The sequence below is a fragment of the Pseudopedobacter beijingensis genome (assembly GCF_042678145.1).
Lineage (GTDB): Bacteria > Bacteroidota > Bacteroidia > Sphingobacteriales > Sphingobacteriaceae > Pseudopedobacter > Pseudopedobacter beijingensis.
The window spans coordinates 15870-30683 of the sequence record NZ_JBHUDG010000017.1 but is presented as its reverse complement, the minus strand read 5'-3'; the positions used below and the strand labels follow the sequence as shown (position 1 = coordinate 30683).

Sequence of the window (14814 nt, the reverse complement as noted above, 5' to 3'; positions counted from 1 at the left end):
ATACAAAATTTTTACTTTTTCTTTTTTTTAGCGGGCTGTGTCTCGGCATCAACCATCAATTGTTTCCAGTCGTATGGGTTTGCTTCCGAAAAATCTATGGTTTCCTGATAATCTCCTTTACCTAGTTTCAGTTCTTTTACTTCTTTGCCAATATAACCTTCTATTGCCTCCAGATAATTTTTTTCCTCTTCGCTGCAAAAAGAAACCGCCCGCCCTTTACTGGTTCCCCTTCCTGTTCTGCCAATACGGTGCACATAGTTTTCGGGTAGTTCTGGTAAATCATAATTAACTACGTAATCTACACCTTTTACATCTAACCCTCTTGCACTTACGTCTGTAGCTATTAAAATTTTATTTTCTCCTGATCTGAAATTGTTAAGTATCTCAAATCTGTTTTTTTGTTCTTTGTCTCCGTGTATCGTTTCGGTACTGATATTTACCCGCTCCATTGCTTTTGCTACACGTTCTGCCCTCACTTTTGTTCTTACAAATACAATTATCTTTTTATCTGGATTTTCCCTGATTACTCTTTCTAAAAAGAAACGCTTATCGTCCATTTCTACAAAGGCTACGGAATGTTCTACATTTTTAGATACCGGATCTTTAGGGGATAATTGTATACGAACTGGTTTGTTTACCAATGCATACGCTAAATCTTTGATTGTTTCGTTTATAGTAGCAGAAAAAAACATGGTTTGTCTTCTTCTGGGCAATAGTGTAATCAGTTTCTCGATATCATTATAAAAACCTTTCTCCAACATACGGTCTGCTTCATCCAACACCAAAAATTCCATCTTTTTTAAAGAAAGGTCTCCTTTATAGACTAAATCCATGATACGTCCGGGAGTGGCTATAACGATATCTGCTTTTTTTAGTTTTTTTAGTTGGGGTTCTATTTCTACCCCTCCTATTACCGCTACCGGAACTACCGAAGTGTATTTACCAATATCTCTGAAAACCTGCTCTATTTGTATAGCCAATTCACGGGTAGGCACCATTACTACCGCTTTAACTACCTGTTCTTCTAATCGTGGTTTTAATGATTGTATTTTACTAATTAAAGGAATGGCAAAGGCTGCTGTTTTACCGGTTCCTGTTTGTGCAATAGCCAATATATCTTGCCCTGACAATATCTGAGGTAATGATTTATATTGAATATCTGTTGGTTTGTGAAATCCGGATTCTTCTAAACTTCTCTTAATTTCAGGTGATATATTGTACTTATTGAACTTCATGCTGCAAAGGTAGTTTTTTAATGTGTCAAATCTGAAACAAAAAAGGAGCTTCTAAAACTGCTATCACCATTTATTCCGGCTACATTACACTTAATACTTTATTAATGGTGAGGGCAGATTTGCTGTTACGGGATTTATCCTTATTACTTTAAACTCTGTTCTACGGTTTAACTGATGCTCTTCTTCGGTGCATTTCACTCCATCAGCACATAGGTTCAGTAATTGAGTTTTACCAAAACCTCTGGCAGAAAGTCTTTCTTTATCCACTCCTTGCTGCATCAGATAATCACGGGCAGCATTTGCTCTTTTTACAGACAATTGTATGTTATAATCTGCTTTTCCGCGCGAATCGGTATGGGCCTGCATCTGTACATTTACATCTCCTACTTTGTTCATAAATTCTACGACTTTCATTAACTCAGGCTCCGCATCTTTTCTGATGGCATATTTATCAAAATCGTAATAAATATTATTCAGTCGTACCAGATAAGCTTCTTCTGCTCGTTCTACTTCAAATTTGACATTATAGATAGTAGATTCTTTAACGCCTTTGGTTGATATTTCGCCCTCCTGGCGAGAGAAAAACTTATCCAGATCTCCTCTTAATGTATAATCGCTTTCCTGATCGAGGTAAAAGACAAATGCACCGTTTTCATCAGAAACAGCTGCATCTTCTTTTCCTGTATTTTTATTATACAGAAAAACTTTCAAACCTGATATAGGTATTTGTTTGGCTTTATCAAATACCTGTCCGGCAACTTGCAATACCACTTCGTCAACTGGTTTTTGTACAAAATGGTAAATATCGTCTAACCCCTTACCTCCATTTCTATTGGATGAAAAATATCCTGATTGGTTGTCTCCAAAGAAAGTGATGCCAAAATCGTCTTTAGAGGAGTTTATAGGTGTTTTTAAATTCCTGGGTTCTGACCAAGCAGATTTTTCACCTTCTACCTCAAAAATATCCAGACCGCCCATTGTCAAATGCCCTCTTGATGAGAAGTAAAGTTTTCCATCTCCTCTCAGGTAAGGAAAAACTTCATCTTCCGGAGTATTAACCCGACTTCCGCAATTTATGGGCTGCGTCCATTTACCGTCTTTTTTCTCTGAATAATACAGATCCATTCCTCCATACCCCCCGGGCATATCCGAAACAAAGTACATTACATTCCCCTCTTTATTAAGTGCAGGATGTTGTACAGAATATTCCAGTATATTATTGTATTCAAAAGGTTGTGGTTCTGTCCAGCTATTATTTTCGAATGTTGAGAAATAGATGGTATTATGACTTGTTGTTTCTTTATTTTTTTTACCTGCTATTTTCCTGACTCCGCTTTTTGTAAATACCAACGTTTTTCCATCATAACTTATTGATGCGGGTCCGTTGTGAAATTCTTTATTTATATAATTGGGCAGGGCGCTCAGTTTAAATACGTCTTTTGGTGCTTTGGGATCGTGTACAGCTTGATAAATTTTAATATAACCATTTCCTGTCCAACCATACACTTTATTGTTTTTAGGATTGGCTTTGGTTTGGGTAAAAAATCTGTCAGATGCAAAGATCAATCCATCCTGATAAATTACTGGTGAAAAATCTGATTGATCGCTGTTCAGACTCTCTTCATTGGTTACAACTATATTTAACTCAGGTCTATTGGCCCACATACGTGCCATATCACAGGAATTAGCTAACCTTAAAGCTTTATCTGCCTGAGAAGGTTCTCTTTCTCCATACATTAAATAATAATGTTTTGCTTCTTCGTATTTGGCGTTTTGCTTTAATACTTCTGCGTAATACAGGTAGTTAATGGTATTAAAGTTGGGATAACTGAGTACTTTAGCGTAGTTTTTTTCTGCTTCTATGGTGTTTCCTGTAAACCTATAGCTATTTGCCAATTTTTCTGCTACTTCCAGGTTTCCACCTTTTTTCATCAGTCGTTCATAGATTTCTATGGCGTAGTAATAGTCATACTTTTCGTAGTACTTATTGGCCTTTCCTAAATCGTCTGACCTTAATTTTGACGGAATAAATACGTATGCCAACAAACTTAGCGACAGGATTACGAATAATATTTTTTTCAACTTCATATTAGAAATACCTTGGGTTCAGGATTTTCATACTCCTGTTTTTACTTAATACAAAACCGACGCTAATTTCGTGACTAGAATTGAAACTTTTTAATGCTGAGGTAGAATAATCATAAGAATAACCAATATTCCATGTATCATCAACAAACTGGACCATAGCTACTAATGCGCTGCCGTTGGCTGCATTTGTTATGTTTTTCTTCCATAAATTTGCATTATATCGATACGAACCGCCTATCCAGACTTTATCTGCTACTAAAAAATTCAGGTTTCCGTCTATACCTGTTGGTCCTTTCACATCTTCTTTAATGAGAATAGTGGGCTTACATTTAAGATATTCATTAACATCAAAAAGATACCCTGTTGAAAGAAAGAAATGATTATTTCGATTGGTTACTACTTGTCTGATGGAGTTTGCCGGAGAAAAAACTTCTGAAAACAGATTTGTTGCAGATAAACCTAAAAAGAACCTATCTGTACTGTAATGTATTCCAAATCTTGCTTCTGGCTCCATATAAGTGTATTTCCCGTTCAAAAAATCGGTCTGCTGTTCATTTTCATAGGTAGCTCTGTCTGAGTCGTAAGTAAATTGAGCAATTCCGCCTGCTAACCCTAAAGCCAGCATTCCTTTTTCTCCCATTAACAGCTTATATGAATAATTTATATATCCTGAAGATTTTCCTCTTAGTCCATATTTATCATTGATTATCCCTAATGCTAAACCTACACGATCTTTTGCTAATGATGCGTCTACTATTAAAGTTTGTGTTTTTGGTGCTCCTTCTACACCTACCCACTGATTTCTATAAGATGCATTGACATTAAGGTTTTCTTTATATCCGGCATAGGCTGGATTGATGACCAAACTATTGAACATATACTGTGAAAATTGAGGGTCTTGCTGACCTCTGGTTTCCACACACAATATTATAGATATACTAAGAAGGATTAAATACCTTTTCATTATCTCTGATTCTTAACTAAAGACACAAAGCCTTTAAACACCTTATACTCATTTTCTATTTTCACCCTCAACAGATAATAATATGTTCCCTCACTTAAGGACGCACCATCCCACCGGTTTATTGAAGAGAATGATTTTGTTTTGAATACTTCTCCACCCCATCTGTTAAATATGGTAATTTCATTTTCCGGATAATTATCTATATTACCTATTGTCCAGGTATCATTCTTACCATCACCATCAGGCGAGTAGCTATTGTAAAAAACCAGATTATGGGCCTCTTTTAAATTCGCCAAAGTAACCGGGACATTCCCAAAACTCTTGTCTGCAATAAAAACCATCTGCCTGTTTAAATCTTGAGAGGTTAAATCTAAAGATTTATATAGCGTAATATTTTCCCAAAGATTATCTGTCCATTTAGCCAGTGCAGAATACCCGTCATTGCTACTATAAAAATAATTTACTTTTAACTGAGCGTCTCCCTTTGTCCTATCCAGAACATGATAAAATTTAGAATTTACTTCCGAAACATTATCCTTTCTATTTTCCCGATAGTAATAGTTATTACCAGGGTCTTTTGCAAGGAAAGAAACACCGAAAAGATTTTCGTGATCTCCATTCAGGTCAACTTCTATTGGTCTGTAAAGGAATTGCCCGGTTTTACTACTTCCCATAGGATACAAATAAGTTCCTTTTTCCTCCAAATTTCGATAGAAAAAACCTCCCTCTGTGGCACTTATAATTCCTCTGTTTCTTTTTAAAGCATGTTCAACTCCGTTTAATAAGGTTAGCTTAGTGGCTACTAATTCCAATTCTCCATCATTTAAATCCAGCAGGTTCAGGATTTGCATATCCTGATTCACTGATTTAATACCTGCACCAGTGAGTTTTAAAGTATAAAAAGACATTGGAAATGTTCCTTTTAATTTCTGAGAATTACCTATGAGTATTACTTCTCCCTTCGAACCTTCCATCAAGCCACCGTATTTATTTTTGTTTTCCCAATCTCCGGTAAATCTCAAAACTCCATCATTCTGTATTTTATCCTCATTAATAATATCCGATTCTACGATAATATCTGCTCCGTTCTGAATAGTAAGTCCACTTCCTTTCTGAACAATCATTTGGGCACATAAATTCATGGCACATAACCACACTGATAGTATAGCTGCAAGTTTTTTCATTTAATTAACAATTACAGCGGTAAAAACAATATCAGGTAAAACTACTGCATTTGGACCTGCATTATACAATTTCACCTCTATCTGATTGGTTCCAATCCCTCTGACATAAGAAACAGAAACACCATCTGGTAATTCCTGATTTGGAGAAACCGTAATTACCGATTCTAAATTGGCCCTGCCTAACGTAATTGTTTTTTTAAATGCAGCCGCTGCCGCAATTGACTCTCCTGTAAAGGTGAAGGTACCTTTAGCAATCCCTTTTAATATACTTCCTGCAGACCCTAGGTATACGTCTCCATTAACATGTAGTTTTGCCTGAGGTGAAGTTTGGCTTACTCCCACATTCCCTGAAGATGTTATACGAATAACTTCTACATTATTTGTTGCAAAAATCAAGTCTTTTGCATCTTTAGTCCCCAAAAATGATCCTGCTGTTCCTGATATTTCAGGTTTTGTTCCTGCATTACCGTTTATTTGCCAGGATGTCGAAGTATCAACAGGCCCTTTAATGTTAGCTGTTTTTTCCCATAAGAACTGGCCTGTTTTTTTATAAACATCGCCGCTCAATTTATCTAAATATAAATCACCAGTATTACCTAATAATTCATCCGGCACCGAAGACCCTTCATACCAGGAATTTCCCGGATCACCTTTAAGTCCTTTCACACCATCTGGCCCTATATCACCTTTTTCTCCTTTTGGACCAACTTCTCCTTTTTCTCCCTGAGGTCCGGCAGGACCTTGAGACCCTGTAGCCCCGGCCGGTCCAATTGGTCCCTGCGAACCTGTATCACCTTTTATACCCTGTGGTCCAATGGGACCCGTATCGCCTTTTTCGCCTCTTTCACCTTTTTCGCCAGCTTTCCCCTGAATTCCTTGCTCTCCTGGTACCCCCTGGATTCCCTGAGGCCCTGCTGGACCTCCAGGGCCAAGCAATCCCTGTTCGCCTTTTTCTCCCTGGAGCCCCCTTTCTCCAGTATCGCCCTTCTCGCCTGTTTTCCCCTGAACACCCTGGTCTCCTTTCACTCCCGGATCGCCCTTATCGCCTTTGTCTCCCTTAGCTCCTGTCAATCCTATCTCCCCCTGTGGACCTGTTTCTCCTTTTTCTCCCTTATCTCCTTTTTCGCCTCTATCTCCCTTTAACCCCGAATCTCCTTTTTCTCCCTTTTGGCCTTGCAATCCCTGAGCTCCCTGAACCCCCTGTATACCTTGCTCTCCTCTATCCCCCTTATCTCCTCTGGGGCCTTGCGGGCCAGAAACTCCCTGATCTCCCTTGTCCCCTTTAGCCCCCACAGGTCCTGCTACTCCACTTACTCCCTGGTCACCTTTTTCCCCTTTTGGTCCCACAGGCCCAATAGGTCCTTCTATACCTGTTGTTAAATTGGCTATTGGTCCCTGCCACCCGGTAACTGTATATTTATAAACCTGTCCTGTTTTATTATTCAGGAAAAGATCGTCTACTCTTACTCCTCCTATCAGAGATGTATTGGGATTTCCATCTCCATTAAACCAAACCGCACCAGCATCTCCTTTTTCACCTTTAGGTCCTTCCACACCAGTTGTTAAATTGGCAATTACACCTGACCATCCATTCACCAGGTAACGATAAACTTCACCTGTTTTAGTATTTAAATATAAATCATCGGTTCTTAACCCTGACAGCGTATTTCCCGGTGCCCCTTCTCCTGTAAACCATAAAGCTCCCTGATCTCCTCTTTCTCCTTTTGGACCAATATCTCCTTGGATTCCTTTATCGCCATCAGCACCTTTATCTCCTTTTGGACCAACCGGACCTACTTCACCCTGAAGCCCTACATCTCCTGCTTCTCCCTTATCACCCTTAGGACCTACCGGCCCTGGGATTCCCTGAAGCCCTTGCACACCCTGTTCTCCTTTCGGACCTACAATCCCTGTGGTTAAATTACCTATTGGTGTTCCCCAAAGCGTTCCATTATACCTGTAAACATCTCCGGTAACTGTATTTAAATACAAGTCCTGATTTTTGGCATCGATAGGATAAGATGATGAAGGGGGGGTTTTACCAGTATACCAAAATGTACTTGTTCCTGTTTCCATTCCTAAAACAGACCACGAAACCCCATCCCAATAATTAAACTGATTTTCTGAAATATTGTAAATCAACAATCCGGTATCTGCCTGTGATAACTTCAAGGTTAATACTGCTCTTTCAGTATTTGTTAATCTGGAAACAAGTACACCTTTTTCTTTAGAAACGATGTCCAATATGGCGTTAGCATTGGGTTGACGCGTACCTATACCGACCGAGCCTTCTTGCGCCAACACATTCAAGGTTGAAATAAACAGAATAATTAAGAGAGATATGTTTTTCAGAAAAGATTCTTTAAGTAATTTTTTACCCATAATTAAAATATATACAACATACAAACCATACAATAAGCATCAAAAAATAAAAAATTAACAAAAACACAATCATTGAATTTTAATTTGTTCTTATTAATCTAAACTTCATGCTATTTAAACAAAAAGTTCATTCCTGACGTTTGTTTTTTTTTACGAATTAGCAATAATTTAGTTACATTGCCGCGATTTTATGTTTTAACGAAAAAATGGCTAAAGAAATTAAAGAATTAGAACAGATTGCTTCTCAGGTGAGAAGAGACATTATTAGAATGGTGTACGACTGCCAATCAGGCCACCCAGGAGGTTCTTTAGGCTGTGCCGATTTCTTGGTTGCTCTGTACTTCAGAGTAATGAAAAACAATCCTGATTTTAAAATGGATGGAATTGGAGAAGATTTATTCTTCTTGTCTAACGGTCATATATCACCTGTTTTTTACAGTGTTTTGGCAAGAGCTGGGTATTTTGATGTTGAGGAACTGAAAACATTCAGAAAACTAAACTCAAGACTTCAAGGTCACCCTACAACACATGAACACCTTCCTGGAGTTAGAATTGCATCAGGATCTTTAGGTCAGGGCATGTCTGTTGCTATTGGTGCTGCATTAAGCAAAAAATTGAACAATGATAATACTGTGGTTTTCTCACTACACGGAGATGGAGAACTACAAGAAGGTCAAAACTGGGAAGCAATTATGTTTGCTCCTCATAATAAGGTAGACAATTTAATTGCTACTGTTGATTACAATGGACAACAGATAGATGGACCTACCTCTCAGGTATTAAGTTTAGGTGATTTAGGCGCTAAGTTTGAAGCTTTTGGATGGGAAGTAATGCATGCAGATGGAAACAACATGACTGAGATTGTTGAAACATTAGAGCTTGCAAAATCAAGAACCGGAAATGGAAAACCTATTGCTATTATGATGAAAACAGAAATGGGTAAAGGTGTTGACTTTATGGAAGGTTCTCATAAATGGCATGGTATTGCTCCAAATGATGAGCAATTGGCAGCTGGTTTGGCTCAACTAGAAGAAACTTTGGGCGATTACTAATCAAAACTCTCTTTTACGACAATCACAAATGAAAAAATACACATATACTGAAAAAAAAGACACACGTTCTGGTTTCGGTGCTGGTTTATTAGAAGCTGGTAGAAAAAATAAAAATGTTGTAGGGCTTTGTGCCGACCTTATTGGCTCACTAAAAATGGGCGACTTCCAAAAAGAATTCCCAGACAGATTTGTACAAGTAGGTATTGCTGAAGCAAACATGATTGGTATTGCTGCTGGTATGACCATTGGCGGTAAAATCCCTTTCACGGGAACTTTTGCAAACTTTTCTACAGGAAGGGTTTACGACCAAATCAGACAGTCAGTTGCTTACTCTGACAAAAACGTAAAAATATGTGCTTCGCATGCTGGTTTAACTTTAGGTGAAGATGGTGCTACTCACCAAATACTTGAAGATCTTGGTATGATGAAAATGTTGCCGGGTATGACTGTTATCAACCCTTGCGACTATAACCAAACAAAAGCTGCAACTATTGCTATTGCAGAACATGAAGGCCCTGTTTATTTGAGATTTGGCCGTCCGGTAATCCCTGTTTTTACTCCTGCTGATCAGAAATTCGAAATCGGAAAAGCATGGATGGTAAACGAAGGTGCTGATGTAAGTATTTTTGCTACTGGCCACCTGGTATGGGAAGCTATCTTGGCTGGAGAAAAATTAGCAGAAGAAGGTATTGATGCAGAAATCATCAACATCCATACTATCAAACCTATTGACAAAGAGGCTATCCTTAAATCTGTAAGAAAAACAGGATGTGTGGTTTCTTGTGAAGAACACAATAGATTAGGTGGTTTGGGTGATAGCATTGCGCAAATCTTAGCACAGGAACTTCCTACTCCTATCGAATACGTTGCTGTTAACGATAGCTTTGGAGAGAGTGGTACACCTGCTGAATTAATGAAAAAATACGGATTAGACAGTTCTAATATTGTAGAAGCCGTTAAGAAAGTAATGAAACGTAAATAAAAATTATTACTTTTATAAAAAAGCCGGAGCCTTTAAAACTTCGGCTTTTTTATTTAATCTGAATATTATTATGCAAATAGACGATCGCGAGTTGTTAAATATGTTTCAGGACGAAAACAAACGTCAGGAGGCTTTTTCGCTATTGCTAAAAAAATACCAGCAGAAAGTGTATTGGCATATCAGGAGGATGGTTATAAACCATGATGATGCTGATGACCTTGTACAGGACGTTTTTATTAAAGTTTGGAAAAACCTGGATAATTTCAGACAAGATTCGCAATTATACACCTGGTTATACCGGATTGCAACTAACGAATGTATTACTTTCCTGAACAAGAAGAAAGACAAATTAAATGTAAGCTATGAGGAGATGGCGGAAAAGCTGGGTGATAGCCTGAATGACGACAACTACTTTACCGGCGAGGAGATTCAAAAGAAACTACAACAGGCTATCCTTACCCTTCCAGAAAAACAACGTCTGGTATTTAACATGAAATATTATGATGATCTTAAATTTCAGGAAATTTCAGACATATTAGGTACCAGTGTAGGAGCTTTAAAAACATCTTACCACCTGGCTGTAAAAAAAATAGAGAACTTTTTGTTAACATCAGATTAAACCTTTTGTAAAAAAAACTATCTGTATAAGCATGAAAGAAGAAGTAAATAGCGCAGGAGATATGGAAAACACTTTCTTAAAAGACTTGAAGAAAAACAATTTTCTTGTCCCAGATAACTATTTTGATGGTTTACACCAAAAAATATCTAGTCAGATTAAGCTTGAATCTTATAAAGAAGATAGTGCTTTTAATATTCCATCTGCTTATTTTGAGAATATGGAAAAGGATATTCTTGCTCAGGTTCGTTTAGATAATCAGCTATCTAAAACTACTACAACCGAGTATAATGTTCCTGACGGATATTTTGATTCGTTACATGATAAAATTACAGCTCAAATTTCTGAAAAACAGATTAATGAAATACCTCTTCAGAAAACAAGAGTCATTAAACTTTCATTTATTAAATATGCCGCAGCCATATTATTGGTTTCTTCTGTAGCTTTGGGCTTATTTTATAAAAACAGTGTTTCTTTTAATGGAACCCAAAATGTGAATGAGAATATCTCGAAACTGAATGATCAGGAAATTATTGATTACCTAAACACTTATTCGGACTCTAACGATATGCAATTCATTATTGAGCATACTGATGATATTTCTACGATAGAACAAAACATCAGCCATTTATAATAACATTTGCGACATGAAAAAACTACTATTCATATTATTTGTATTATTTACTTTCTCTCCTGTTTCTAATTTTGCACAGGAAAGAGGAACTGACAACAATAATAATACTCAAAAATGGATAAGGATAGATGAGCTTAAATTACAATTCGTATTAAAAAAACTGGCTCTACCATCCAACACTCAAGAAAAATTCACTCCCTTATACAAAGAATATCAGAGTGAGTTAAGAGCTATTTATAGCCAAAGAAAAAAATTACGTGAACAGAATAAGGCCAATCCTGAAAAACAGGTTGATACCGATTTTTCTTTTGAATCTAAAATTCTGGACATTAAACAGAATTACAAAAAAAAGTTTCAAGCTATTCTCTCTCCTGAGCAACTCAATGATATGTACTCAGCAGAGCGTGAATTTAGACAGGAGCTGATGCAGCAATTAAAAAGAAACTAGATTAATTTCTTTACAAACTTGGCAGTATTTAACACGTATATTTGTACATGCTAAGTCAAAAACAATTATTTCTCTTAAACACGGCGCAAACCTCTCATACGCCTCGTTTATTACAAATAGAAAAATCAGAGGGCAATTACCTTTATGACACAGAAGGCAAAAAATATCTTGATCTTGTGTCTGGTTTTGCCGTCAGTAATATTGGTCATAGGCACCCGGCTGTAATTCAAGCCATTAAACAGCAATTAGACCAATATTTACATGTTACTGTCTATGGAGAATATGTACAATCTCCGCAAGTAAATTTTGCCGCTACATTGGCAAAAGTGCTGCCTCATAATTTATCATCTGTTTATTTCACCAATTCAGGAGCAGAGGCTACTGAAGGGGCTTTAAAACTAGCTAAACGATATACTGGTCGTAATGAAATTATTGCATTTAAAAACTCTTACCATGGCAGTACACACGGTGCTTTAAGTGTGATGGGTAATGAGCTTTACAAACAAGCCTACCGCCCTCTCCTTCCAGGAATTAGTTTTATAGAACTTAATAACGAACAAAATCTGGAGTTAATTAACGAAAAAACTGCTGCTGTAATATTAGAATCTATCCAGGGCGAGGCAGGTGTACGTGTCGCTAACCCCTCCTATTTTAAAAAATTAAGAGACAAATGCAACGAAACAGGCACACTCTTAATACTGGACGAAATACAAACGGGATTTGGGAGAACTGGCAAACTATTTTGTTTTGAACATTACGATATTCAACCCGACATTTTATTAACGGCCAAAGGAATGGGCGGCGGAATGCCTATCGGAGCCTTCATCTCCTCTAAAGAGATTATGGGAACTTTAGCCGAAAACCCTATTCTTGGACATATCACTACTTTTGGTGGTCACCCTGTTAGCTGTGCCGCTGGTCTGGCCAGCCTTAAAGTCATATTGGAGGAAAAACTTTATGCAGATGTACCACAAAAGGAAGAATTATTCAGGACCCTATTAAAACACCCCAGAATAAAAGAAACAAGGGGCTTAGGACTCATGTTAAGCATACAGTTGGACTCTTTTGAGAAAGTAGAAAAAGTAAGCGATTACTGCACTAAAAATGGCTTAATTATTGACTGGTTCTTACATTGCGAAACGGCGATGAGAATAGCTCCGCCACTTACGATAACAACGGCAGAAATTGAGTTTGCCTGCGAAACTATAAGAGAAGCTTTAGACGCTATATATGAATAATGAAACTTTAACTTATTTACAAACTATTGAACAGTTTCTAGTTACCAAAGGAACAGAAATTGGCATCGCTATTATTAAGGCAACCCTGATATGGTTTATTGGTAAACAAATCATAAAGCTTATTAACAAAGCTTTTTCTGCTATTATTACCAAAAACAAAGTAGACATTTCCTTACAATTTTTCTTAAAAAGCATTGTTCACAATGCTTTAACGGTCTTGCTTATTATGACCGTTTTAACAACTCTTGGTGTAGAAATGACTTCATTTTTCGCCTTATTGGGAGCTGCAGGTCTTGCTGTTGGTATGGCCTTACAGGGAAGTCTGGCAAATTTTGCAGGTGGGGTGCTTATTTTATTGTTAAAACCCTTTAAAGTTGGAGACAGTATAGAATCTAAAGGAAATGCAGGTACTGTGAGCGAAATCCAGATATTTCATACCGTAATTAAAACTTTTGATCTTAAAACGGTAATTATTCCGAACGGAGCTTTATATAACGATGTTATTGTTAACAACTCTATTGAACCTGCCCGAAAAGTGCAATGGACTTTTAATATCAATTACGGTGATGACATCGATCTGGCGAGAAAAACGATAGAAGAAGTAATATTTTCTGATAAACGTGTAATTGACAAAAAAGACCCTTTTATCATCATCAGTTCTGTTTCTAATGCCGGGATCCAGTTTAATGTAAGGGCATTGGTTAAAAATGCTGACTTTACTAATGTAGAAAGTGAGAAAAAAGAGGAAATGAAACTTGCATTTGATAAAGCAGGTATTGCTAAACCATCTACACATACAAACATACATCTGTATAAAAAAGACGAAGCTTAGAAATGTTTTATTTTTAAATAATTATGGCTAACCCTAACAAGATTCTGCATAAAACTTGTTAGGGTCTTTCTACCCCATTTTATTACGCTTAATTAACCAGGCATTTAAGGTAGCATTAAAACCTTCTTCTAAATAAGCATCTACCAAATCTATTTTTAATTGCCCGCAACGGGTGTCTATTTCTTTCTTAAAGTTGTCCATTTTAGATTTATACTGATCTATATAATGGAATGGATTTAGTTTAAGTTCTTTCCCTGTTTCGCTATCTATAAAGTGATAAGGTCTATTTTCAAAAGAGAAGTCCAGCTCATGTGTCTTATCCAACACATTAAAGATGATAACTTCGTGTTTGTTAAACCTCAGATGTTGAAGTGCTGAAAACACTTCTTCCAAATTTCCTTGTTTTTGATTGGTAGAAAAAAAGTCAGAAAACACAACAACCATTGAGCGTTTAGGTAATCGTTCTGCGATAGTATGTAAACACTCTGTGATATTTGTTAGTTTCCCTCTCACTGGTTTATTCAGATATCGTTCCAGTTCATGATAAATAATTTTTTCATGTACACGGGTAGATTTAGCAGGAATATGAGACTCAATAACATCAGAAAACAAAGTCAGACCAAAAGCATCTCTCTGTTTTCGTAATAAATTAATAATAGAAGCTATAGCCAATGAAGAGTATTGGAATTTATTGATTCCCTCTTCCGGATAAAACATAGATGAAGAACTATCCAATACCAAATGACACCTTAGATTGGTTTCTTCCTCAAATTTTTTCACGAACATTTTATCTGTTCGGGCAAACAACTTCCAGTCAACATGTTTTACAGATTCGCCCTGATTATATAGCTTATGCTCGGCAAATTCTACCGAAAAACCATGAAAGGGACTTTTATGCAGTCCTGTAATAAATCCTTCTACCACCTGTCGGGCCAGAACCTCCAAACTAAGTCCTTCTTCTAAACCATCTAAAAAAATATTTTTTCCTTTCATTTCTCAAAAACAGACAGACGATCAGAGACCGTTATTTTGTTATTATTTAGTAAGCCTCAAAAACTTCCTTGCATCCACTTACTCTCAAGCTCTTTTTCTCCATCTTTCAGCATCTATTTCTTATTTGTCAAAAATCACTTCTTTAAAGAATTTCCAAATGATCTAA

General features: G+C 36.9%; 13 protein-coding genes. 7 read left to right on the top strand and 6 right to left on the bottom strand.

Features of this window, described 5'->3' with window-relative positions; translation table 11 throughout:
• Positions 1-11: 11 nt before the first annotated feature.
• From ACFSAH_RS11255 to ACFSAH_RS11235, 5 genes are all read right to left on the bottom strand, one after another.
• The gene (locus tag ACFSAH_RS11255; RefSeq protein ID WP_379662837.1) at positions 12-1235 is read right to left on the bottom strand and encodes a DEAD/DEAH box helicase; all 1224 of its coding nucleotides are present in this window, start codon (positions 1233-1235) and stop codon (positions 12-14) included.
• A gap of 90 nt (positions 1236-1325) precedes the next feature.
• On the bottom strand, positions 1326-3323 hold the full coding sequence (locus ACFSAH_RS11250) for an OmpA family protein (protein ID WP_379662836.1): 1998 nt from the start codon (positions 3321-3323) through the stop codon (positions 1326-1328).
• Between the two features lies 1 nt (position 3324).
• Entirely contained in the window at positions 3325-4287 is a 963-nt protein-coding gene (locus tag ACFSAH_RS11245) for a PorP/SprF family type IX secretion system membrane protein (RefSeq protein ID WP_379662835.1), read from the bottom strand.
• Entirely contained in the window at positions 4287-5471 is a 1185-nt protein-coding gene (locus tag ACFSAH_RS11240; protein ID WP_379662834.1) for a gliding motility-associated C-terminal domain-containing protein, read from the bottom strand. Before ACFSAH_RS11240 ends, ACFSAH_RS11245 begins: the two co-directional genes overlap by 1 nt.
• A complete protein-coding gene (locus ACFSAH_RS11235; protein ID WP_379662833.1) occupies positions 5472-7853 on the bottom strand; it encodes a collagen-like domain-containing protein in 2382 nt (793 codons plus the stop codon).
• Positions 7854-8059: 206 nt separating this feature from the next.
• Between ACFSAH_RS11235 and ACFSAH_RS11230 the strand changes: the two genes are divergently transcribed.
• The 7 genes from ACFSAH_RS11230 to ACFSAH_RS11200 all read left to right on the top strand — a co-directional run bounded on the left by ACFSAH_RS11230 (position 8060) and on the right by ACFSAH_RS11200 (position 13655).
• The gene (locus ACFSAH_RS11230; RefSeq protein ID WP_379662832.1) at positions 8060-8905 is read left to right on the top strand and encodes a transketolase; all 846 of its coding nucleotides are present in this window, start codon (positions 8060-8062) and stop codon (positions 8903-8905) included.
• A gap of 28 nt (positions 8906-8933) precedes the next feature.
• On the top strand, positions 8934-9887 hold the full coding sequence (locus ACFSAH_RS11225; RefSeq protein ID WP_379662831.1) for a transketolase family protein: 954 nt from the start codon (positions 8934-8936) through the stop codon (positions 9885-9887).
• A gap of 70 nt (positions 9888-9957) precedes the next feature.
• A complete protein-coding gene (locus ACFSAH_RS11220; RefSeq protein ID WP_379662830.1) occupies positions 9958-10506 on the top strand; it encodes an RNA polymerase sigma factor in 549 nt (182 codons plus the stop codon).
• A 31-nt stretch (positions 10507-10537) separates the two neighbouring features.
• Positions 10538-11137, top strand: a complete 600-nt coding sequence (locus ACFSAH_RS11215; protein WP_379662829.1) for a hypothetical protein — start codon at positions 10538-10540, stop codon at positions 11135-11137.
• A gap of 13 nt (positions 11138-11150) precedes the next feature.
• Positions 11151-11585, top strand: coding sequence for a hypothetical protein (locus ACFSAH_RS11210; protein WP_379662828.1), 435 nt, complete (start codon positions 11151-11153; stop codon positions 11583-11585).
• A gap of 47 nt (positions 11586-11632) precedes the next feature.
• The gene (locus ACFSAH_RS11205; RefSeq protein WP_379662827.1) at positions 11633-12823 is read left to right on the top strand and encodes an aspartate aminotransferase family protein; all 1191 of its coding nucleotides are present in this window, start codon (positions 11633-11635) and stop codon (positions 12821-12823) included.
• A complete protein-coding gene (locus ACFSAH_RS11200; protein WP_379662826.1) occupies positions 12816-13655 on the top strand; it encodes a mechanosensitive ion channel family protein in 840 nt (279 codons plus the stop codon). Before ACFSAH_RS11205 ends, ACFSAH_RS11200 begins: the two co-directional genes overlap by 8 nt.
• Before the next feature lie 69 nt (positions 13656-13724).
• On the opposite strand, the gene ACFSAH_RS11195 is transcribed toward ACFSAH_RS11200, so the two are convergent.
• Positions 13725-14648, bottom strand: a complete 924-nt coding sequence (locus tag ACFSAH_RS11195) for a DUF58 domain-containing protein (protein ID WP_379662825.1) — start codon at positions 14646-14648, stop codon at positions 13725-13727.
• Positions 14649-14814 lie beyond the last annotated feature (166 nt).

Excerpts from the sequence above, each read along its gene's own strand:
- ACFSAH_RS11230 (WP_379662832.1), top strand. The coding sequence starts at position 8,060 with ATGGCTAAAGAAATTAAAGAATTAGAACAGATTGCTTCTCAGGTGAGA.
- ACFSAH_RS11255 (WP_379662837.1), bottom strand. The coding sequence starts at position 1,235 with ATGAAGTTCAATAAGTACAATATATCACCTGAAATTAAGAGAAGTTTA.
- ACFSAH_RS11195 (WP_379662825.1), bottom strand. The coding sequence starts at position 14,648 with ATGAAAGGAAAAAATATTTTTTTAGATGGTTTAGAAGAAGGACTTAGT.
- ACFSAH_RS11220 (WP_379662830.1), top strand. The coding sequence starts at position 9,958 with ATGCAAATAGACGATCGCGAGTTGTTAAATATGTTTCAGGACGAAAAC.
- ACFSAH_RS11235 (WP_379662833.1), bottom strand. The coding sequence starts at position 7,853 with ATGGGTAAAAAATTACTTAAAGAATCTTTTCTGAAAAACATATCTCTC.
- ACFSAH_RS11245 (WP_379662835.1), bottom strand. The coding sequence starts at position 4,287 with ATGAAAAGGTATTTAATCCTTCTTAGTATATCTATAATATTGTGTGTG.
- ACFSAH_RS11205 (WP_379662827.1), top strand. The coding sequence starts at position 11,633 with ATGCTAAGTCAAAAACAATTATTTCTCTTAAACACGGCGCAAACCTCT.
- ACFSAH_RS11225 (WP_379662831.1), top strand. The coding sequence starts at position 8,934 with ATGAAAAAATACACATATACTGAAAAAAAAGACACACGTTCTGGTTTC.
- ACFSAH_RS11200 (WP_379662826.1), top strand. The coding sequence starts at position 12,816 with ATGAATAATGAAACTTTAACTTATTTACAAACTATTGAACAGTTTCTA.
- ACFSAH_RS11215 (WP_379662829.1), top strand. The coding sequence starts at position 10,538 with ATGAAAGAAGAAGTAAATAGCGCAGGAGATATGGAAAACACTTTCTTA.
- ACFSAH_RS11250 (WP_379662836.1), bottom strand. The coding sequence starts at position 3,323 with ATGAAGTTGAAAAAAATATTATTCGTAATCCTGTCGCTAAGTTTGTTG.
- ACFSAH_RS11210 (WP_379662828.1), top strand. The coding sequence starts at position 11,151 with ATGAAAAAACTACTATTCATATTATTTGTATTATTTACTTTCTCTCCT.
- ACFSAH_RS11240 (WP_379662834.1), bottom strand. The coding sequence starts at position 5,471 with ATGAAAAAACTTGCAGCTATACTATCAGTGTGGTTATGTGCCATGAAT.